Source organism: Branchiibius hedensis, from assembly GCF_900108585.1.
Taxonomy (GTDB): Bacteria; Actinomycetota; Actinomycetes; order Actinomycetales; family Dermatophilaceae; genus Branchiibius; species Branchiibius hedensis.
This window is the reverse complement of the sequence record NZ_UESZ01000001.1, coordinates 189,569-209,123: the sequence shown is the minus strand read 5'-3', so window position 1 is coordinate 209,123 and position 19,555 is coordinate 189,569. Positions and strand designations below refer to the sequence as shown.

Sequence of the window (19,555 nt, the reverse complement as noted above, 5' to 3'; positions counted from 1 at the left end):
ACAAACGTCCTTCTCGCGAAGGGTTTTTGTGCGCTAGCAGCGCGACGAAGAGGCTACCTCAGGTGAGCCGGGAACCTGAAATCGAGGCGGCGCGTGAGGGGTTTGGAACTGGTTGCCCCGCCGCAGGGTGTGCCGAGGGGCAACCGGTTCCAAAGCGTTGGTCATGACAGCGCTCGCACACTCCCCCGCACCAACTCGGTGCCCTTCTTGAGGTTGCGCAGTGACATCTCCCACGAGCCGTCCTGGCCGCCGGGGTGCGCGACGAACGTGACCGTGCCGGGGATGTTGACCGGCTTGCGGAACTCCATCTCCGTCACGTACGCCGCGGGCAGCCGGGCGTCCAACGCCGCCACCATCGCGGCCTGGCTCCACATCCCGTGCGCGATGGCCGTCGGGAAACCCATGGCCTTCGCCGACAGACCCGACATGTGGATCGGGTTGACGTCCCCGCTGACCCGCGAGAACCGTCGCCCCAGATCACCGGGCAGTCGCCAGATCGCCCCCGGACCCTCGACACCGTCGCCGGTGTCGACCTTCGCCGGCACCTCACCAGCGATCTTCTGGCCGCGGTAGAGGTAGACCGCCAGGCCCTCCCACACCAGTTCCGAGCCGACGAACGCCTGCGAGAGGACATCGACCTGGACGCCGGCCCGGTGCGGCCGGGCATTCTCCGCCCACGTCTCGAGGGTGAGTTCCTCGCTGAGCAACACCGGCCGGTGCTGAGTCAGCCGATTGCTCAGGTGGACGCTTCCCATGAGCGGAAACGGGTACCGCTTGTCAGCGAACAGCGTTGCCTGCAAAGGGAATACGAGATTATGCAGGTACGTGATGGGAAGCTCGTTGAGCAGCGGAAAACCACAGACATGGTCGTAGTCCGCGAGCGCATTGACGTCGATCGTGACGCCGGTCTGGCGAACCTTCAGATCGGGCAGACCGGCCTTGCCGGTGCGGCCGCGCGAGGACGCGACCGCTCCGGCGAAGACTTTGGCCAGGACCGGCGTCGACTTCAGTTCGATGGTGTCGATCTGCGTTGCTCCAGCCACGCCGGCTCAGGCCCCCAGTTGCGAGTGGCCGCAGACCCGCAGGATCTGACCGGTCACACCCGCCGAACCCGGCTCGGCCAGGAACGCGATGGCCTCGGCCACGTCCACCGGCTGACCGCCCTGCATGAGCGCGTTGATCCGGCGGCCGACCTCACGGGTGGCGAACGGGATCTTGGCGGTCATCTCGGTCTCGATGAAGCCCGGGGCGACGGCGTTGATGGTGATCTGTCGCGGCGCCAGCTCCGGGGCCTCGGCCCGCACCAGACCCATCACACCGGCCTTGGAGGCGGCATAGTTGGCCTGGCCGCGGTTACCACCGATGCCGGAGGTCGAGGCGACACCGATGATCCGGCCACCGTCCTTCAGGCCACCCTTCAACGAGGGGTCCAGCAGCGTGGCGTTGATTGCCATCTCGGCCTTGATGTTGACCGCGATGACGCTGCCCCAGCGGGCGGTGTCGTCGTTGACGAACAGCTTGTCCCGGGTGATGCCGGCGTTGTGCACGATCGCCGCGAGCTTGTCGCCCTTGCGGGCCACCGCCTCGGCGATCTTCTGCCCCGCGTCGGGCGCGGTGATGTCCAGTTGCAGCGCGACACCACCGATCTTGTTGGCGACCTTGGTCAGCGCCTCACCGGCGGCCGGGATGTCCACCACGACGACCGTCGCGCCCTGGCGGGCGAAGACCTCGGCGATCTTGGCGCCGATGCCGCGCGCGGCACCGGTGACGACGGCCACCTCACCCTTGAGCGGCACCCGCCAGTCCTCGACCTCGGCGACCGGAGCCGCACCGACGCGCAGGGGCTGCCCCCCGACGTACGCCGATCGGCTGGAGAGAAAGAAGCGCACCGGGGAGGCGAGCACCTCCGGCTCGTCGAACGCATCGCGCGACAGCCAGATCAGGTTGGCAGTGGCCCCGCGCAGCAGTTCCTTGCCGATCGAGCGCATGATGCCCTCGAGGGCCTGCTGGGCGGCGGCGGCCTCCGGCTCCTCCTGCTCGGCCGGCGGGGTGCCGACGATCAGCACCCGGGCGCTCTTGCCCAGCGCCTTGACGGCCGGCGCGAAGGTGGCCCGGAAGGTCTCCAGGTCATCGATCGTGCGAATCCCGGTGGCGTCGTACACGGCCGCCCCGAGGGAGCCCTTGTCGTACGTCGTCTCAGGGGTTGCGCTGATGACCGTGGCCCCGGAGGACTCGACGATCGAGGTCAGCGCCTTGGCGACGTTGCCGCCGTCGAAGGAGCCGATCGCGACCGGGCCGGTGGTCAGGTCCTGGCCTGGTTCGTAGCGGCGCAGGACCGGGGGCTTGGGCAGCCCGACGGTGCCGGCGAGCTTCTTGCCCAGCGGGTTCTTGTTGACGAAGTTGCTGTAGTTGTCAGCCATCACACTGCCTCCAGAATCGCGACGACGCCCTGGCCACCCGCGGCGCAGATGGAGATCAGTCCGCGGCCAGAGCCCTTCTCGTGCAGCATCTTGGCCAGGGAGGCCACGATGCGACCGCCGGTGGCGGCGAACGGGTGACCCGCGGCCAGCGAGGACCCGTTGACGTTCAGCTTGCTGCGGTCGATCGAGCCCAGCGGCGCGTCAAGACCCAGCCGCTCCTTGCAGAACTCCGGGCTCTCCATGGCGGCCAGGTGGCACAGCACGGTGGAGGCGAACGCCTCGTGGATCTCGTAGAAGTCGAAGTCCTGCAGCGTCAGGTTGTTGCGCTTGAGCAACCGGGCGATCGCGTACGGCGGCGCCATCAGCAGTCCCTCGGCACCGTTGACGTAGTCGACCGCGGCAGCCTCACCGTCAACAAAGCGGGCCAGCGGCTCGATCTTGTGCTCCTCGGCCCACTCCTTGGAACCCAGCAGGACCACGGAGGCACCGTCGGTCAGCGGGGTGGAGTTGCCCGCGGTCATCGTGGCGCCCTCACCCTTGCCGAAGACCGGCTTGAGTTTGGCCAGCTTCTCCACAGAGCTGTCCGGGCGCAGGTTGTTGTCCTTGCTCACACCCAGATAGGGGGTGATCAGGTCGTCGAAGAAACCCCGGTCGTAGGCGGCGGCCAGATTGTGGTGGCTGCGAGCAGTCAACTCGTCTTGCGCCTCCCGGGTGATGCCCCACTCCTTGGTGGTGATCGCCTGGTGGTCACCCATGGCCAGGCCGGTGCGTGGCTCGGCGTTCTTCGGCTGCTCGGGCGCCAACTGGCCGGGACGGATCTTGGTCAACGCCTTGATCCGGTCACCGGCGGACTTGGCGTAGTTGGCCTTCATCAGGGTGCGACGCAGGTCGTCGTTGAGGGCCAGCGGGGCGTCGGAGGTGGTGTCTGAGCCACCGGCGATGGCTGAGTCGATCTGGCCGAGGGCGATCTTGTTGGCGGTGAGGATCGCGGTCTCAAGGCCGGTGCCACAGGCCTGCTGCACGTCGTACGCCGGCGTCGTGGGCGACAGGTGCGAGCCCAGGACCGACTCACGAGTCAGGTTGAAATCGCGGGCGTGTTTGATGACGGCGCCGGCGGCAACCTCGCCGACCTGCTCGCCGCCCAGACCGTAACGGGCGACCAGACCGTCGATCGCGGCGGTCAACATGTCCTGATTGGAGGCCTTGAGGTATTTGCCACCAGAGCGAACGAACGGAAGGCGGTTACCGCCGAGGACATAGACGTCACGTGGACTGCTCATCGCAGGTCTCCTGATGCTGGACCGGGGCCCCCTTGAGGAGGCATTTTACCGATACCGAGAGTAGCAGGTACGCCGGGTTTCGGATACTGTGGGTCTCATGCCCACCACCGAACCGGCGACCCGCCCCGACGGACGGGATACCCGCTGGACGGCACATCGAGCCGAGCGGCGCCGCGAACTCGTCGAGGCTGCGCTGCGGGCGATCCGCGCCCACGGCGCGACGGTCGGGATGGATGAGATCGCCGCCGAAGCCGGGACCTCCAAGACGGTGATCTACCGGCACCTGGGTGACCGACTGGGGCTCTACCTGGCGGTGTGCGAGGCCGTCGACGGCATCATCCTGGCCGACTTCGCCAAGGCGATGTCGGCCAGCGGCGTTCACATCGGCACCGACGATCTGTTCGAAGGCGATCCCTACGACGTGCTCGCTGCGGTCATCGGGTCCTACCTCTCGCTGGTCGAGCGTGACCCAGAGGTCTATCGCTTCGTCACCCGGCGGCCCTTGGTGGATCTGCCGCCGGAGACCGACCCGGTGATCGGCCTGACCGACGCGATCGCCGAGTCCCTAACGGAGATCTTCCGTAAGGCGCTGCTGGCGCGCGATGAGGACACCAGCGCCGCCGCCAGCTGGGCACACGGCCTGGTCGGCTTCGTCCGCGAAGCCGCCGACCGCTGGCTCGCGGACCCTGAGCGGGAACCGCGCGATGAGGTCGTCCGGCATCTGGCCCGCTTCGCCAGCGTCGGACTGAGCGGTGTCCTGGACCTGCACTGAACCGCTGAACCACGGACCGCCCGTGGAGGCAACGAGAGGGTAGATCAATGCCGAGCACCCTGACCGGGACCGCTGCACCCGTGGACGCCCGGGTCGACGAACTGCGGGCCCTGCTGGACGGCCCCTGGCGCGAGTTGCGCGAACGCTTCCGCACTGAGATCGAGCCGGAGATGGTCCTGGGCGAACCGGGCCGCTCCATCGAGGACAACCGCGCCCGGGTCACCGGACAGTTACTCAACCTGGCCGAAAAAGGTTACGGCAGAGTCGGATTCCTGACCGAGTACGGCGGCGAGTACGACTACGGCGCCTCGTGCGTCCTGTTCGAGATGCAGGCGTACGGCGACCTGTCGCTGACCGTGAAGACCGGGGTCCAGTTCGGTCTCTTCGGCGGCGCGGTCCAGCGCCTGGGCACCGCGCGCCACCACGCGGCGTACCTGGAAGACATCATGACCGGCAAGCTGCTCGGGTCCTTCGCGATGACCGAGGAGGGGCACGGCTCGAATGTGCAGCGACTGGAGACGACGCTGACCTACGACGTCGAGGCGGGCGATTTCGTGCTGCACTCCCCCACCCCGAGTTCGATCAAGACCTACATCGGCAACGCCGCCCGGAACGCGCAGCTGGCGGTCGTCTTCGCCCAGTTGATCGTGCCGGCCGGGCCGCAGGGGGTGCACGCAATCCTCGTGCCGGTCCGTGATGGCGACGGTAAACCGTTGCCGGGCGTGACAATTGGCGACAACGGACCGAAGGCTGGTCTGCCCGGAGTCGACAACGGAACGTTCCTGTTCGACCACGTGCGGGTGCCGCGGGAGAACCTGCTCAACGCGTACGGCGACGTGGCTGCGGACGGCAGCTACACCTCGGACATCGAGGGCGAGAACAAGCGCTTCTTCACCATGCTCGGCACGCTGGTGCGCGGCCGGGTGTGTGTGGGCGGCGGTGCCGCAGCGTCGGCGAAGAAGGCGCTGGTGATCGCGCTGCGCTACGGCACGGCGCGCCGACAGTTCGAGGCGCCCGGAGTCGAGCAGGAGAACGTGATCCTGGACTACCTTGCGCACCAACGGAAACTGTTCCCACGCCTGGCGCGGTCGTACGCGCTGTCCTTCGCCCAGAACGAACTGACCAGCCGGTTGCAAGCGCTGCAAGGTGAAGGCGCGCAGCCCGACGAGCAGGGTCAGCGGGAGTTGGAGGGCCTGGTCGCCGGCATGAAGGCGCTGAGCACCTGGCACGCGATCGACACCATCCAGACCTGTCGCGAAGCGTGCGGTGGCGCGGGGTACATCGGGGAGAACGAGTTGGGGCAGATGCGCGCCGACACCGATGTCTTCGCCACGTTCGAGGGCGACAACACGGTGCTGTTGCAATTGGTCGCCAAGGGCCTGCTGACGCAGTACAAGGAGACCTTCTCCGACCTGGACGCGGCCGATCTGGTCGGACTGATCACTCGTCAGGTCGGCGACACCATCGTGGAGAAGACCGCTGGTCGCGCGGGCCTGCAGAAGCTCGTCGATGCAGTGACGCCGCGCAACGACGAGACCGCCCTGGACAACCGCGGCTGGCAGTTGTGGATGTTCCGCGAGCGCGCCGAACACCTGCTGGAGACACTCGGCAAGCGACTGCGCAAAGCGACGCGCGAGAACGCGTTCGAGCTGTTCAACAACGCCCAGGACCACGTGCTGGAGTCAGCGCGGGCCTACATCGAGGAGTTCATCCTGACCGAGGCGAGTGCCGCCTGGCAGGCGATGCCGAAGGGGCCAGCGCGCGATCTGCTGGACAAGGTCATCGATCTGTACGCACTGTCCTCGATCGAGGCCGACAAGGCGTGGTTCCTGGAGCACGGCCGGCTGACCGACAAGCGGTCCCGGTTGGTGACCGCGACCGTCAACGACCTCTGCCAGGCCCTGCGGCCGGAGGTGGACACACTGACCCGGGCTCTCGGCGTACCTGATCAGCTGATCGTGGCGCCGATCGCTCACTGACCCAACGCGAAGGCCCGGTCACCTGGTGGTGGCCGGGCCTTGCTGCGTCTGGTGCCAGGTGAAGGATTCGAACCTTCGTAGCTTTCGCGACGGATTTACAGTCCGCTCCCATTGGCCGCTCGGGCAACCTGGCGCGATGGACGCTGGACGAGGATAACAAGGGACGCCGGGTCGTTGCTAATCGCCGACGAGCGGGATACTGAGGGGCAGACCCGACCGGTTAGCAAAGGAGCCCACCATGGCCGATTCTTCGTTCGACATCGTCAGCAAGCTGGACAGCCAGGAGATCAACAACGCCGTCAACCAGGCCGCCAAGGAGATCAGCACCCGCTATGACTTCAAGGGCGTCGACGCCGAGGTCAGCCTGTCGGGCGAGAAGATCCTGATGAAGGCCAACAGCGAGGAGCGCACCCTGGCCGTCCTGGACGTGCTGCAGAGCAAGCTGATCAAGCGCGGCGTCTCCCTCAAGGTGCTGGACCTATCCAACGACGGTGAGCCCAAGCTGTCCGGCAAGGAATACCGCCTGGAGGCGGCCCTGAAGGAGGGCATCAGCCAGGAGGACGCGAAGAAGATCTCCAAGATCATCCGCGACGAGGGCCCGAAGTCGGTCAAGGCGCGTATCGAGGGCGACGAGTTGCGGGTCACCTCCAAGTCCCGCGACGACCTGCAGGAGGTCCAGCGTCTGCTGAAGGCCGCGGACCTGGACGTGGCGCTGCAGTTCACCAACTACCGGTAACCGGAACTCAGCTGACCGGGCGTTCGGGGAGTACGGCGTCCAGCAGCGTCCGCGTGTACTCAGACTCCGGCGCGGCGAAAAGCTCTGCTGCAGAGCGGTATTCCTGCGTTTTGCCGTTCTGCAGCACCAGGACGTCGTGGCTCATCTGCTGCACGATCGCCAGGTCGTGCGCGATGAACAGATAGGTCAGCCCGAGGTCCTGCTGCAGTTGCGCGAGCAACGCCAGCACTTTCGCCTGAATGGAGACGTCCAAGGACGCCGTCGCCTCGTCCAGGATCATCACTGACGGTTCCAGGGCGAGCGCACGAGCGATCGATACGCGCTGCCGCTGCCCGCCGGAGAGTTCGTGCGGGTAACGCTGCGCCATCTCGGCCGGTAGCTCCACCAGCCCCAGCAGTTCCCGGATCCGCTCGTCCCGCGAACCCTTGGCCAAACCATGCACGACCAACGGCTCTGCGATCGAATCCTGCACGCGCGCTTTGGGATCCAGTGACGAGAAGGGGTCCTGGAAGACCATGGCCAACTTGCGGCGCACCTGGCGGGAACGGCGTTTGCCCAGCAGTTCGTCACCCTCCAGGATCGCCGAACCCGCGTCCGCCGGGACGATGCCGGTCAGGGCGTTGGCGATCGTGGACTTACCCGAGCCGGACTCCCCCACGATGCCGAGCGTGTGTCCGCGTCGCAGGGCGAACGACACGTCATCGACCGCGTGCACCTCTTCCTTGCCACTCGGCGTACTCACTGAGAACCGCACGTCGAGCCCGGACACCTCCAGCACCACCGGCTGCTGCGGATCGGCCGGCGCCGGCTGGTGTTTGCCGATGACCGGGCGGGCCTGCAGCAACTCCTGGGTGTAGGCGTCGCTGGGGTCGTCCAGCAGTTCCAGGATCGGGCGGTGCTCGATCGCGTCACCGTGGCGCAACACCAGCACATCCTCGGATACGCGCCCGATCACCCCGAGGTCGTGACTGATCCAGACCACCGCGGTCCCGGTGCGTTCCTGCAGGTCCTTCACCAGGTCGATGATCTGCGCCTGGGTGGTCACATCCAAGGCCGTCGTCGGTTCGTCGGCGATCAACAACTCCGGGTCGTTGGCCAGGGCGACGGCGATCATCACCCGCTGCCGCTGACCACCGGACAACTGGTGCGGGTACGCCGAGAGCCGGGCTTCCGGTTTCGGAATCCCTACCGCCTCAAGCAGTTCCAGTGCTCTGGCGCGCGCGTCGCGACGGGTCGCGTGCCGATGCACCTCGATGGGTTCGGTGATCTGCCGCTCGAGGGTGAGCAGCGGGTTCAGCGACGTGGCCGGGTCCTGGAACACGAAGCCGACGGTGTTGCCGTGGACAGCCCGCAGCGCGGCCGGGGACGCACCCACCAACTCCTGCCCCGACAACCTGCTCGAACCGGACACCCGCGATGCAGGTGCATCGAGCAGACCCGTCGCGGCCAGCACGGTGAGTGACTTGCCGGAGCCGGACTCACCCACGATGCCGAGCGTCTCGCCCTTCTCCACCGCGAAGGAGACGCCGTGGACGATCTCACGCCGACCAATGGTGACTTTGAGGTCACGAACGTCAAGGACAACCTCGCTCATCGGCGCTTCCTCGCTTCCATGATCGAGCGTTGTTTGGGATCCATTACGTCGCGCAGCCCGTCACCGACCAGGTTGAAGGCGAGCACTGTGATGAAGATCGCGGCACCGGGGAAGACACTCATCCACCAGGCCTGACCGACGAATCCCTGGGCGTCGTAAAGCATTCGGCCCCACGAGGGCTGCGGCGGCTGCACACCAAGACCGAGGAAGGACAGTGCCGCCTCGGACAGGATCGCGAAGGCCAACGACAACGAGGTCTGCACCATCAGCGGGGCGGCAATGTTGGGCAGGATCCGCTTGAGCAGGATCCGCCAGGTCGGCGTACCCATCGTCTGCGACACCTGCACGAAGGTCTCCGTCCGCGCGGACAGTGTGCTCGCCCGCGCGACACGGGCGAAGATCGGCGTGTAGACCACCCCGATCGCCAGGGTCGTGCTGGCGACGCTGGGACCGAGAATCGCGATGATCGCCAGTGCCAGCAGGATGACCGGGAAGGCGAACATCACGTCGACGACCCGCATCAGCACTGCATCCACCCAGCCGCCGATGTAGCCGGACACGATGCCGAGCGTGACGCCGATGACGAACGCGAAAAGCACTGATATGACGGCGACTTGGATGGAGACCCGGGTTGCGACCAGGATCCGCGAGAAGATGTCGCGGCCCAGGTCATCGGTCCCCAACCAGTGCGCACCCGAAGGACCCTGCAACGCCCGGGGCACGTCGATGTCGTTGATCCCGTACGGCGCGATCCACTGGCCGATGATCGCGATGACCACGACCACGAGCAACACGATGATGCTGATCAAGGTGATCGGGTTGCCGATCAGCAGCCGCCAGGCGGGGATACGCAGATCCTCCTCGACCGCCTCGTCCTCGGGCTCGACCGGTTCGATCTCAAGTGGGCTGAAGGTCATGACAGGCGGATCCTCGGGTCGACGAGCGCGTAGATCACGTCCACGATGAAGTTGACCAGCAGGAACATCGCCGCGATCAGCAGGATCGAGCCCTGGATCAGCGGGTAGTCGCGGTTCTGCACGGCCGTGTAGACCAAGTTGCCCAAGCCCGGCCAGGCGAAGACCACCTCGACCACCAGGACACCACCGAGGATGGTTGCCAACTGGATACCCGTGATCGTGACGATCGGGATGAGCGCATTGCGCACGATGTGCCGGAAGGTCACCATCCGCGGCGGCAGGCCCTTGGACTTGGCGGTGCGCACGTACGACATGGAACGTACGTCGAGCACGGCCGAGCGCACGTAGCGCGTCATGATCGCGCCGGCCACCAGGCCGACCGTCGCGCCGGGCAGGATCACGTGCTTGAGCCAGTCCAATGGGTCATCGGTGATGGCGGTGTAGCCCGATGACGGCAGCCACCCCAGCTTCGCCGAGAACAGGCTGATCAGCAGAAGGCCCATCCAGAAGTCCGGCACGGAGACACCGAATTGGCTTGCCAATCGGATCAATCCGTCACCGATGCCGCCCTCGTGCATAGCGGCCCAGACCCCAGCCACCAAGGAGATGGCCAGACCGATCACGATGCCGACGACCGCCAACGAGATGGTCGCCGGCAACCGGGACAACAGTGCCGTGGTCACTGGCTGACCGGACCGGAAGCTGACCCCCAGGTCCCCGGTCAGGGCGTGCCCGACGTACTGGAAATACTGCAGCAGGAGCGGTTGGTCCAGCCCGGACGCCTGGCGTAGCGCGGTGTAGGCCTCGGGTGTGTACCGCGTGCCGAGCGCGATCCGCACCGGGTCGCCGGGCACCAGGTGCACGATCGAGAAGGCCAGGATGCTGACCCCGAAGAGCACGATGACCGAATAGATCAGCCGCGTGCGCAGGAAACGCAGGAGGCCGGCCCCCCGCACCTCGCGGCGCCCCTTGGCGGGGGCTTCGCTGGGTGTCGGGGTGGCCGGCTCCGTGGCGGTCACTGGCTGATCGACGCCGAGCCGAAGCGGATCGCTTTGTCGCTACGCGCTTCGTACCCGGTCAGTTTCGGCGACCACGCCTGGATGACGGCGGGGTTGTAGAGGTAGATGTAGCTCGCCTCGTCCGCCACGATCGTTGCAGCCTTGGCGTAGTCCTCCTTGCGCTTGGCCTGGTCGGTCTCGATCGCGCCCGCGTCGAGCAGTTTGTCGACCTCGGCGTTGGAGTAGTGCTGGAAGTTGAACGACTGGCCGGTGCGCTGCTGGGAGAAGTAGTACTCGGCCGGGTCGATGTTGCCGATCCAACTCATCATGTACATGTCCCAGTTGCCGGCGCCCTGGTCGGACAGGAACGTCGCGAAGTCGACCGTCTTGATCTTGACGTTGATGCCGTAGGGCTGCAGCGCGCTGGCGATGATCTGCGCGGTCGTCACCGTCTCCGGGTAGTCCGAGGTGGCCAGGAAGTTGATCGTGCCGCCCTTGTGGCCGGCCTGGGCGAACAACTGCTTGGCCTTGTTCTCGTCCTTGGAGTACTTGTCGTACTCGGTGTACCACTGCGACTGCTTGGGGATGGCCAGCTGGTTCTCGGTGCCGGTGCCGTAGGTCGTCGCCTGCACGATCGCCTGGCGGTCAATGGCCCAGGCAATGGCCTGACGGACCGCAACGTTGTTGAACGGCGCCTTCTTCTGGTTCATGGTGAGGTACTGGTAGTCGTTGCTCGGCACGACCGCGGTCTTGACCGCCGAGTTGGACTCCAGACCCTTCACCTGTTGCGGCGGAATGACATCCGTCCACTGGATCTCGCCGTTCTTCAGCGCGGTGATCGCGGTGTTGCCGTCGGAGATGAAGCGGTAGGTCACCGAGCTCAGCTTCGGCTTGTCACCCCAGTAGTTCGCGTTCGGCTTCAACGTGATGTGGTCACCGCTGACCCAGTCCGAGACCACGAACGGACCGCTGCCGATCGGGTCGCGGCCGATCTTGCCCGAGGTGACGTTCTTCTCCTCGACGATGCCGACACCCTTGAACCCACCGATCAGCGTCAGCAGGTTCGGGGTCGGCGTCTTGACCTTGATCTCAACGGTCTTGTCGTCCGGTGCCGTGACCGAACTGACGGAGGCGAACCGCCAGGACGGGGACAGCTTGCCCTTGATGATCCGGTCGTAGGTGTAGACAACGTTCTTGGCGTTCAACGGGGTGCCGTCGGAGAACTTCACCCCGTCGCGCATCGTGAACGTCCAGGTCAACTGGTCGCTCGAGGTCTTCCACGAGGTGGCCAGGTCGGGCTGCATCTCGCCCTTGGCGTCGGGCTCGACGAGGGTGTCGTAGACGTTCTCCAGCACTTCGAAGGAGGCGTACGACGAGGTCTTGTTCGGGTCCAGTTGGTCGGGCTCGGCAGAGATCGCTGCCGTGAGGGCACCTCCAGCGTTCGCGGCGGCACTTCCGCCGCCGGCGGATCCGGAAGCGGACCCGTTCAGGTTGACTCCGCCGCCGGACGAACAGCCGGCGAGGGCTACCGCTCCCGCGGCCACAGCCGCGAGCAGGATCTTGCGCATGAACTCTCCCACGATCAGTTTGCTGATTGTTCATCAGTATGTGGCGTGACGGCGGTGCCCACAATGATTCGGCCCAACTCGTTGCACGCTCGTAACACGCGACGGTCGCGCGGGTCAGTCCTCGAACGGGCTGAACGAGCCGATCAGCACACAGCGCCGGTCGGTGGAATTGGCCCAGTAGTGCGGGACGGAACACCGGTAGGACATGGCGTCACCAGAGCGCAGGGTGACCTCTCGTTTGCCGTGCACGATCTCCAGCGCACCCTCCACGATGAAGATGCTCTCGGTGCCGATGTGCCGGAATGGCGCGTGCTGGTTGGTGAAGTGCGGCGGCACCGTGGAGCGGATGACCTGCAGCGTCGTCATGCCTCGTGGGGTCAGCAACTCGCGGCGCACGCTGGGACCCGCACCCTGCGCGCCGTACTCGGACATGACGTAACGCCCATCCGCCCGCACCACGTGCTCGTCCTCCGAGCCCTGATCCGCGAGCAGTTGTTGCATCGGCAGGTCGAGCGAATTCGCTACTCGCTGAAGGGTTTGTAGCGATGGATTGCCCAGACCGCGCTCCAGCTCGCTGATCCGGCCGAAGCTGACACCGGAGCGTTTGGCGAGCGCGTCCACCGTGAGCCGTCGGCGTTTGCGCTCACGCCGGACGATGGTGCCGATGGTCGCCACGGTGCGGTTCAACTCGTCCGTGGCCTCGATGGATCGGGCGGACATGGCGATCAGAGTAGGCCATGCCCGGGCAGCGGGCGCGGCGTCGGACCCGGCTTAGCCTGCAGCGGCCACCATTCGAACGGCGAGGCGTGCGTGGTGGCTGGCGATGCGATCCGGCGCTGGATCGGTGGCCGGGCGGTACCAGCGCGCGGCGTCGATAGCCATCGCCACAATGGCATTGGAGGTGATCCGCACGTCGTCGACCACGAATGATCCGTCGGCCACCCCCGTGCGCAGCAGCCGCCGCACAATCCCCTGGATCTGGGCCCGCAGCTTCTCGATGTCTTCCCGGTGTTGCGCTGACAGGCCATCGAGTTCGTAGTTGACCACGCGCGCGGCCGCGTATTCGCGGGTGTGCCGCAGCACCATCGCGTGGACGACGGCTTCCAGCTTGCCGGCCACTTCTGGTGCCCCGGCGATCGCGGCTCGCATGTCGGTCAGGATCGCCTCGTGCCCGGCCCGGGAGATCGCGTAGAGCAGGTCCTCCTTGGTGCGGTGATGCACGTAGACCGCGGCAGGGCTCAGACCGGCGGCGGCAGCGATGTCACGGGTTGTCGTGGCGTGAAAGCCCTTCTCCCCGAACGCCTTACGGGCAGCCTCGATAAGACGGGAGCGCGTCAGATCCGCGCCTGACTCGGTTGGTTGAGTCGCCACGTCCGTCACCTCCGTCTCGCCAGTCATCACAATCCCTAACCCTAGTGGGCTGTGCTGCGCACGAGCCGGACCGCTCTCGTTGACTGACTCCGAGCCCGGTGCGACACTGGGAGGGATACTAAGCAAGCGCTTAGTCACCAGCCAATCTCTCATCGTCATCGCACAACCGCAACCGCGCGCTACTGCCCAACCTGAGGAGCCGACATGCCCCGCAACATCTACGACGAAGACCACGAGGCGTTCCGCGCGAGTGTGCGCGAGTTCGTGGAGCGCACCCTGCGCCCGCGGGCCGAGGAGATGATCGCCGACAAGACCATCTCGCGGGATATCTGGCTGGACGCCGGCAAGCAGGGCCTGCTGTCGCTGGACATCCCCGAGGAGTACGGCGGCGCCGGGGCTGACGACTACCGGTTCAACGCGGTCGTCGCCGAGGAGATCTCCGCGTTCAACGCCGCGACGGCCTCCTGCTTCGGCATCCACTCCGACGTGTGCCCGCCGTACATCGTCGACCTGGGCACGGAGGAGCAGAAGCAGCGCTGGCTGCCCGGTATCGCCTCGGGCGAGAAAATCATCGCGATCGGGATGACCGAACCCTCCGGTGGCTCCGACCTGGCCGCGCTGAAGACCACCGCGGTCAAGGACGGTGACGAGTGGGTCATCAACGGCTCCAAGACCTTCATCACCAACGGCTACCAGGCCGACCTGGTCATCGTGGCGACCCGGACCGACCCGACCAAGGGCGCCAAGGGCATCACTCTGTTCGTGGTCGAGGACGGCATGCCCGGCTTCACCCGCGGTCGCAAGCTGGACAAGGTCGGTCAGGAGGAGTCCGACACCGCCGAGTTGTTCTTCGAGAACGTCCGGGTGTCCGACGAGAACCGCCTGGGCCCGGAGGGTATGGGCTTCATCTCGATGATGCAGCGTCTCCCGCAGGAGCGCGTCGGCGCCGCGGTGTCGAACACCGCCCACGCTGCGCAGATCCTCTCCGAGACGATCGAATACACCAAGGAGCGCAAGGCCTTCGGTCAGCCGATCGGCACCTTCCAGCACAACAAGTTCAAGATCGCCGAGCTGGTCACCAAGATCGAAGTCACGCAGGCCTACGTCGATGACTGCATCGCTGCACACGCCAAGGGCGAACTGACCCCTGTGGACGCCGCGAAAGCCAAGTGGTGGAGCGCCCAGGTGCAGAACGACGTACTCGATGAGTGCGTGCAGCTCTACGGTGGGTACGGCTTCATGAACGAATACCGCGTCGCCCGCGCCTGGCGCGATGCTCGGGTCACCAAGATCTGGGCCGGCTCGAACGAGATCATGAAGGAACTGATCGGCCGCGACCTGGGCCTGTGAGCCCACGCGCACGCACCAACTGACAGCCCAACTGACAAAGGAGTCACGTACATGAGCGAAGAAACCCGAGTTGCCATCGTCACCGGCGCCGCCCGCGGCATCGGCGCCGGCGTTGCCGAGCGACTGGTGCAGGACGGCTTCAAGGTCGCGGTGATCGACCTCGACGAAGCCGCCAGCCAGGCGACCGCCGAGCAGATCACCGCAGGTGGCGGCACGGCGATCGGCGTGGGTGCCGACGTCAGCGACGAGGCGTCGGTGCAGGCCGCCGTCGATCGCGTCGCCGCCGAACTGGGCGCCCCGACCGTATTGATCAATAACGCCGGCGTACTGCGCGACAACCTGCTGTTCAAGATGAGCGTCGAGGACTGGGACACCGTCATGAACGTGCATCTGCGCGGTAGCTTCCTGATGGCTCGCGCCGTGCAGAAACACATGGTGGACGCCAAATACGGCCGGATCGTGAACCTGTCCAGCACCTCGGCGCTGGGCAACCGGGGCCAGGCGAACTACTCGGCGGCCAAGGCCGGTCTGCAGGGGTTCACCAAGACCCTGGCCATCGAGTTGGGCAAGTACGGCGTGACGGCCAACGCGATCGCCCCCGGCTTCATCGCCACCGACATGACCGCGGCCACGGCAGCGCGGGTGGGGATGGACTTCGAGGAGTTCAAGAAGGCCGCCGCAACCCAGATCCCGGTCGCCCGGGTCGGCACCCCCGCTGACATCGCGCACACCGCGTCGTTCCTGGTGAGCGAAGGTGCGGGCTTCGTCAGCGGCCAGGTCATCTACGTCGCCGGCGGACCGAAGGACTGAGCCGGTGCGCGTCTTCACCGGAGTCGACGAACTCACCGCTGCGGTCGGCGAACACCTGGGCTACAGCGACTGGCATGAGATCACCCAGCAGCAGATCGACACGTTCGCCGACGCGACCGGTGATCATCAGTGGATCCACGTCGACCCGGCAAAGGCGGCCGCTGGACCGTTCGGGACGACGATCGCGCACGGGTACCTCACCTTGTCGTTGCTGCCGATGCTGTGCTGGGAGATCTACAAGATCGAGGGCGTCAGCATGGGAATCAACTACGGCTCCAACAAGGTTCGGTTCCCGTCGGTGGTCCCGGTCGGCTCCCGGGTGCGGGCCGGCGTCGAACTGGCGGAGGTGATCCCCGGACCCAAGGGGGTGCAGGTCGTCAGTCGGGTGACCGTCGAGATCGAGGGCAGTGACCGGCCCGCGTGTGTTGCCGAGACAGTCAGCCTGATCGTCCCCTGACCCGCCACACTCCCTCAGCTCGGGGGCGTCATCCGATCCCGGATGGCGTCCCCGATCTGTCGCATCCGGGCCATGACGGGCACCAAATCGCCTGCCGCGGGGTCGAATTCGGCGATCGCCGCGTAGGCGAGCCGCGTACCCCCTGCCTCGACCAGACCCACGTCCGCCCGGACCCGGTTCAGCGTTCCCGTCTTGTTGATCAACAGCACGTCATCCGCGTCGTACGCCGTGTGCGCCAGTGGGTCGAGCAGGAAGGCTGAGGCGACCATGGACAGATCGGTATCCAGCGACAGCCACTGCGCTACCAACTCGGGAATCTGCCCGGCGGCCAACAGGTCCATGTAGTTCCACAGCGACCGAGCGCTGCCTACCGACAGCGTCCAGGCCACGCCTGGGATCGAGGTGTCGCGCTCCTCGCGCACGAAGTCGAGCAATTCCAACGGCGCCAGACCCAGGTGCTCTCCGTAGGCGCGCACGGCCTCAAGGCCCACCCGTCGCAGCAGCACGTTGGTCGCCAGGTTGTCGCTGACTGCCCCCACCAACCGTGCTGCGTCAGCGATGGTCAGGTCGCGCTGATCGAGCACGTGCCACAGACCGGAGTCGTGCAGGAAGTCCTCATCGGTCCACGTCACCCGTTCGCCCGGGTCGATCAGTCCCGCATCGATCTGCCGAGCCAACTCGCCCAACAGCACCAGCTTGCCGATCGACGCCGTCGGCAGCACCAGGTCCGGATTCTCTTGCGCCCAGGGCGAATCCGGTTGTCCTACCGGCGCAACGAAGACACTCCACTGCGCGGTCATTTCGACGCGAACCGTTCGTGCGAACGCAGCGCGTCGCGCAGCAGCGCCAGCCCTTGCAGGATCTGACGCCGGGCACTGGCCGTCAGGTCGCCGTCGTCGAGCGCGACCTGGGCCTGTTCTGCCGTATGCGGCTCGGTGATCGACAGCGGGAAGCCCGCGCTCACGATCGAGGAGAGGGCGAACTCACCGTAGGCGTGCGATAGACGAGGTACCTCGGTGAAGAAGCGATCGACGTACGGGCGGAGCAACTCAAGGCTCCCGGGGGCCGAGACGTCGAAGAACGAGCCCGCCACCCGCGCGGCCTCGTAGTTCGACAGATGGGCGCCCACGAGCGCGGACCACGCCCGCTGCTTCGCGTCGGCGGTCGGGATGGCCGCCCCGGCTGCCACAGCGGCGAGCGCGCCCGTGAGCGTGGGGTCGCTCCTGCGCAGCTGCGCGATCGCGTCCTCGTCGGCCAGGCCCAGAGCGGCCAGGCGGTGCAGTGCGGACCAGCGGATATCGCGATCGTCAGCCAACACCGCAGGCAGGCTTTCACCCCGTGCCCACGACTGCAGGAGCTCGTGGTCCCTGGTGGTTGCGGCGAGCAACCGAGCCGTCGAGATGGCCGCCGGGTCACCGTCGTCCAGCCCTGCCAACCGGCGCATTGCCGCCTCGGCCACGCTCGCGATCGCTGCAGGACGCTCTTCGTAGGGCAGGAAGTCACCGGCGAACACGAAGGCGGCTTTGACCCCTACCGGGCCAGCGATGACGTCGCTGGGCTCATCGGGCCAGCTGGCCTCGAACACCTCCAACGCTCGACGCGGATCCAGCACGACCCGCGCAACGCCTTCGATGAGAGAGGACCAGATCACTTGCCGCGCATCGAGATCCGGGATGCTGGCCAACTCCTGGGGCAGCACCTGCAGACTGTGCTCGTCCAGATCCACCTGGGCCCAGGTTTCGTCGGAAACGTTGGGCACGACCACGGCCCGCCCCACGAGGAGGTCGGGAAGCGGGGTGATCGTGGCGTCCACTACCAAGGGGAAACGCTGAACCTCCTGGCCACCGGCGAACGCACCCACCTCGACCACGTGCCGGCGGCCCGCCGGATCGCCCGGTGGCGTGCAGATCAGTGTGGGTACGCCGGCCGCGGAGCCCACCGACAACACGTCGGCGCCCGTGGTGCGCAGCCAGGCCCCGGCCCAGGTGTTGACGTCCTGACCGCTGGCCTGCTGCATCGCCGCCAGGAAGTCCGCCAGCGTGGCGTTGCCGAACCGGTGCGCACTCAGGTGGGCGCGCACGCCCGCCAGGAATGCCTCATCGCCCAGCCACGCAACCAGCTGTCGCAACACGCTGGCGCCCTTCGAATAGGAGATGCCGTCGAAGTTCGTGAGGGCGGTGTAGTTGTCGCCCGCTGCCGATCCCGCAACGGGATGGGTGCCCGGGCCGCGGTCCTCGGCGTACCCCCAGGTTTTGCGTTCGATCCCCATCCGCGCCCAGGCGTCGGGGAATTCGTTGACGGCCGCCGTCGTGCGGTAGCCCATGTATTCGGCAAACGATTCATTGAGCCACAGGTCGTCCCACCAGCGCATCGTGACCAGGTTGCCGAACCATTGGTGCGCCATTTCGTGCGCGATCACGCTGGCCCGTGAGAGCAACTCGCCGCGGGTCGGGTGCCCGCGGAAGATGTACTGGTCGCGGAAGACGACGCAGCCGGGATTCTCCATGGCGCCGGCGTTGAATTCGGGCACGAAGAACTGGTGGTAATCACCCCACGGATACCGGATCCCGAAAAGCTGGTGGTAGTAGTCGAAACTGCGCTCGGTCACCCGGAGAATGTCGTCGGCCTGCTCGCGCAACTGCTGCGCCATCGACGCCCGGGCGTGCACGGCCAGGGCAATCCCGTCGTGCTCCCGCTCGACGGTTGCGTAGGGGCCGGCGCAGACGGTCACGAAGTAGGTCGCCAACGGCGGCGTGGTTGCCAGCACCCAGTCCCCCGGTGCGACCTGCTCGGCGTGCCCGTTCCCGGCCACCACCCAGTCGTCGGGGGCGCTCACCCGCACATCGAAGGGGGCCTTGAGATCGGGTTGGTCGAAGCAGGCGAACACCTGCGGCGCCGCGTCCAGGAACGACATCCCGTAGATGTAGACCTGCCCGTCGGCCGGATCGACGCTGCGGTGCAGACCCTGCCCGTCGCGGGAGTAGGCGAAGGTGCCGCTGACCCGCAGGACGTTGGTCCGCGCCAGGTCGCCGAGCCGTAGGCGGCCATCGACCGGCGGATCCAGCCGGCGCCCGTTGAGCGTCGCCTCGCTCAGGTCGAGGGCAACGACGTCCGCGAAGGTCTCGGTGCCCGGTTCGCGCGCTGCGAAGGTGACCGTGCTGGTGGAGGTGAAGGTCTCCCCCGGGCCGGTCAGATCCAACTGCACGTCGTACGACGTGACCTCGATGAGCGCGGACCGCGCCTGTGCTTCGTCCTGGTAGAGCAAGGGCATGGCAGCCACTGTGCCAGCCACTGCTCCCTGCG

Annotated in this window: 17 protein-coding genes and 1 tRNA gene; 6 read left to right on the top strand and 12 right to left on the bottom strand. The window is 66.6% G+C overall.

Annotated elements, in window-relative coordinates; genetic code table 11:
• Positions 1-161: 161 nt before the first annotated feature.
• Genes DR843_RS01070 through DR843_RS01060 form a run of 3 tightly spaced genes read right to left on the bottom strand, consistent with a single transcriptional unit; the run spans position 162 to position 3,700 of the window.
• Positions 162-1,043: a MaoC family dehydratase gene (locus tag DR843_RS01070; RefSeq protein WP_109683709.1), complete on the bottom strand. Its 882-nt coding sequence runs from the start codon at positions 1,041-1,043 to the stop codon at positions 162-164.
• 6 nt (positions 1,044-1,049) lie between these two features.
• Positions 1,050-2,420: a 3-oxoacyl-ACP reductase gene (locus DR843_RS01065; RefSeq protein ID WP_109683708.1), complete on the bottom strand. Its 1,371-nt coding sequence runs from the start codon at positions 2,418-2,420 to the stop codon at positions 1,050-1,052.
• Positions 2,420-3,700 carry an acetyl-CoA C-acetyltransferase gene (locus DR843_RS01060; protein ID WP_109683707.1) on the bottom strand — a complete coding sequence of 427 codons (1,281 nt, stop codon included), beginning with the start codon at positions 3,698-3,700 and terminating at the stop codon, positions 2,420-2,422. The genes DR843_RS01065 and DR843_RS01060 overlap by 1 nt, the downstream gene beginning before the upstream one ends.
• Positions 3,701-3,797: 97 nt before the next feature.
• On the opposite strand from DR843_RS01060, the gene DR843_RS01055 reads away from it, so the two are divergent.
• Both DR843_RS01055 and DR843_RS01050 read left to right on the top strand, forming a co-directional pair.
• The gene (locus DR843_RS01055) at positions 3,798-4,472 is read left to right on the top strand and encodes a TetR/AcrR family transcriptional regulator (protein ID WP_146202454.1); all 675 of its coding nucleotides are present in this window, start codon (positions 3,798-3,800) and stop codon (positions 4,470-4,472) included.
• A 47-nt stretch (positions 4,473-4,519) separates the two neighbouring features.
• Positions 4,520-6,451 carry an acyl-CoA dehydrogenase family protein gene (locus DR843_RS01050; RefSeq protein WP_109683705.1) on the top strand — a complete coding sequence of 644 codons (1,932 nt, stop codon included), beginning with the start codon at positions 4,520-4,522 and terminating at the stop codon, positions 6,449-6,451.
• A gap of 49 nt (positions 6,452-6,500) precedes the next feature.
• Here the strand turns inward: DR843_RS01050 and DR843_RS01045 are convergent.
• Positions 6,501-6,584 (bottom strand) — tRNA-Tyr (locus tag DR843_RS01045).
• A 105-nt stretch (positions 6,585-6,689) separates the two neighbouring features.
• Here DR843_RS01045 and DR843_RS01040 point away from each other — a divergent pair.
• On the top strand, positions 6,690-7,187 hold the full coding sequence (locus DR843_RS01040) for a YajQ family cyclic di-GMP-binding protein (protein ID WP_109683704.1): 498 nt from the start codon (positions 6,690-6,692) through the stop codon (positions 7,185-7,187).
• Positions 7,188-7,194: 7 nt separating this feature from the next.
• Here DR843_RS01040 and DR843_RS01035 read toward each other — a convergent pair whose 3' ends face one another.
• The 6 genes from DR843_RS01035 to DR843_RS01010 all read right to left on the bottom strand — a co-directional run bounded on the left by DR843_RS01035 (position 7,195) and on the right by DR843_RS01010 (position 13,635).
• Positions 7,195-8,781, bottom strand: coding sequence for a dipeptide ABC transporter ATP-binding protein (locus tag DR843_RS01035; RefSeq protein WP_109683703.1), 1,587 nt, complete (start codon positions 8,779-8,781; stop codon positions 7,195-7,197).
• Positions 8,778-9,698 carry an ABC transporter permease gene (locus DR843_RS01030; RefSeq protein ID WP_109683702.1) on the bottom strand — a complete coding sequence of 307 codons (921 nt, stop codon included), beginning with the start codon at positions 9,696-9,698 and terminating at the stop codon, positions 8,778-8,780. The genes DR843_RS01035 and DR843_RS01030 overlap by 4 nt, the downstream gene beginning before the upstream one ends.
• Positions 9,695-10,717: an ABC transporter permease gene (locus tag DR843_RS01025; RefSeq protein WP_245933932.1), complete on the bottom strand. Its 1,023-nt coding sequence runs from the start codon at positions 10,715-10,717 to the stop codon at positions 9,695-9,697. The genes DR843_RS01030 and DR843_RS01025 overlap by 4 nt, the downstream gene beginning before the upstream one ends.
• Positions 10,714-12,264 (bottom strand): ABC transporter substrate-binding protein, encoded by a 1,551-nt coding sequence (locus tag DR843_RS01020; RefSeq protein ID WP_109683701.1) that lies wholly within the window; start codon positions 12,262-12,264, stop codon positions 10,714-10,716. The genes DR843_RS01025 and DR843_RS01020 overlap by 4 nt, the downstream gene beginning before the upstream one ends.
• Positions 12,265-12,378: 114 nt before the next feature.
• Positions 12,379-12,984, bottom strand: a complete 606-nt coding sequence (locus DR843_RS01015; RefSeq protein WP_109683700.1) for a helix-turn-helix domain-containing protein — start codon at positions 12,982-12,984, stop codon at positions 12,379-12,381.
• A 51-nt stretch (positions 12,985-13,035) separates the two neighbouring features.
• A complete protein-coding gene (locus tag DR843_RS01010) occupies positions 13,036-13,635 on the bottom strand; it encodes a TetR/AcrR family transcriptional regulator (RefSeq protein WP_211310158.1) in 600 nt (199 codons plus the stop codon).
• 204 nt (positions 13,636-13,839) lie between these two features.
• On the opposite strand from DR843_RS01010, the gene DR843_RS01005 reads away from it, so the two are divergent.
• Genes DR843_RS01005 through DR843_RS00995 form a run of 3 tightly spaced genes read left to right on the top strand, consistent with a single transcriptional unit; the run spans position 13,840 to position 16,252 of the window.
• Entirely contained in the window at positions 13,840-14,985 is a 1,146-nt protein-coding gene (locus DR843_RS01005) for an acyl-CoA dehydrogenase family protein (protein ID WP_109683698.1), read from the top strand.
• A 51-nt stretch (positions 14,986-15,036) separates the two neighbouring features.
• Positions 15,037-15,795, top strand: coding sequence for a 3-oxoacyl-ACP reductase FabG (gene fabG, locus DR843_RS01000; protein WP_109683697.1), 759 nt, complete (start codon positions 15,037-15,039; stop codon positions 15,793-15,795).
• 4 nt (positions 15,796-15,799) lie between these two features.
• Positions 15,800-16,252, top strand: coding sequence for a MaoC family dehydratase (locus DR843_RS00995; RefSeq protein WP_109683696.1), 453 nt, complete (start codon positions 15,800-15,802; stop codon positions 16,250-16,252).
• Positions 16,253-16,266: 14 nt separating this feature from the next.
• Here the strand turns inward: DR843_RS00995 and DR843_RS00990 are convergent, their stop codons facing one another.
• Positions 16,267-17,052 (bottom strand): serine hydrolase, encoded by a 786-nt coding sequence (locus DR843_RS00990; RefSeq protein ID WP_109683695.1) that lies wholly within the window; start codon positions 17,050-17,052, stop codon positions 16,267-16,269.
• On the bottom strand, positions 17,049-19,523 hold the full coding sequence (pepN, locus tag DR843_RS00985) for an aminopeptidase N (protein WP_109683694.1): 2,475 nt from the start codon (positions 19,521-19,523) through the stop codon (positions 17,049-17,051). Before pepN ends, DR843_RS00990 begins: the two co-directional genes overlap by 4 nt.
• Positions 19,524-19,555: the final 32 nt, after the last annotated feature.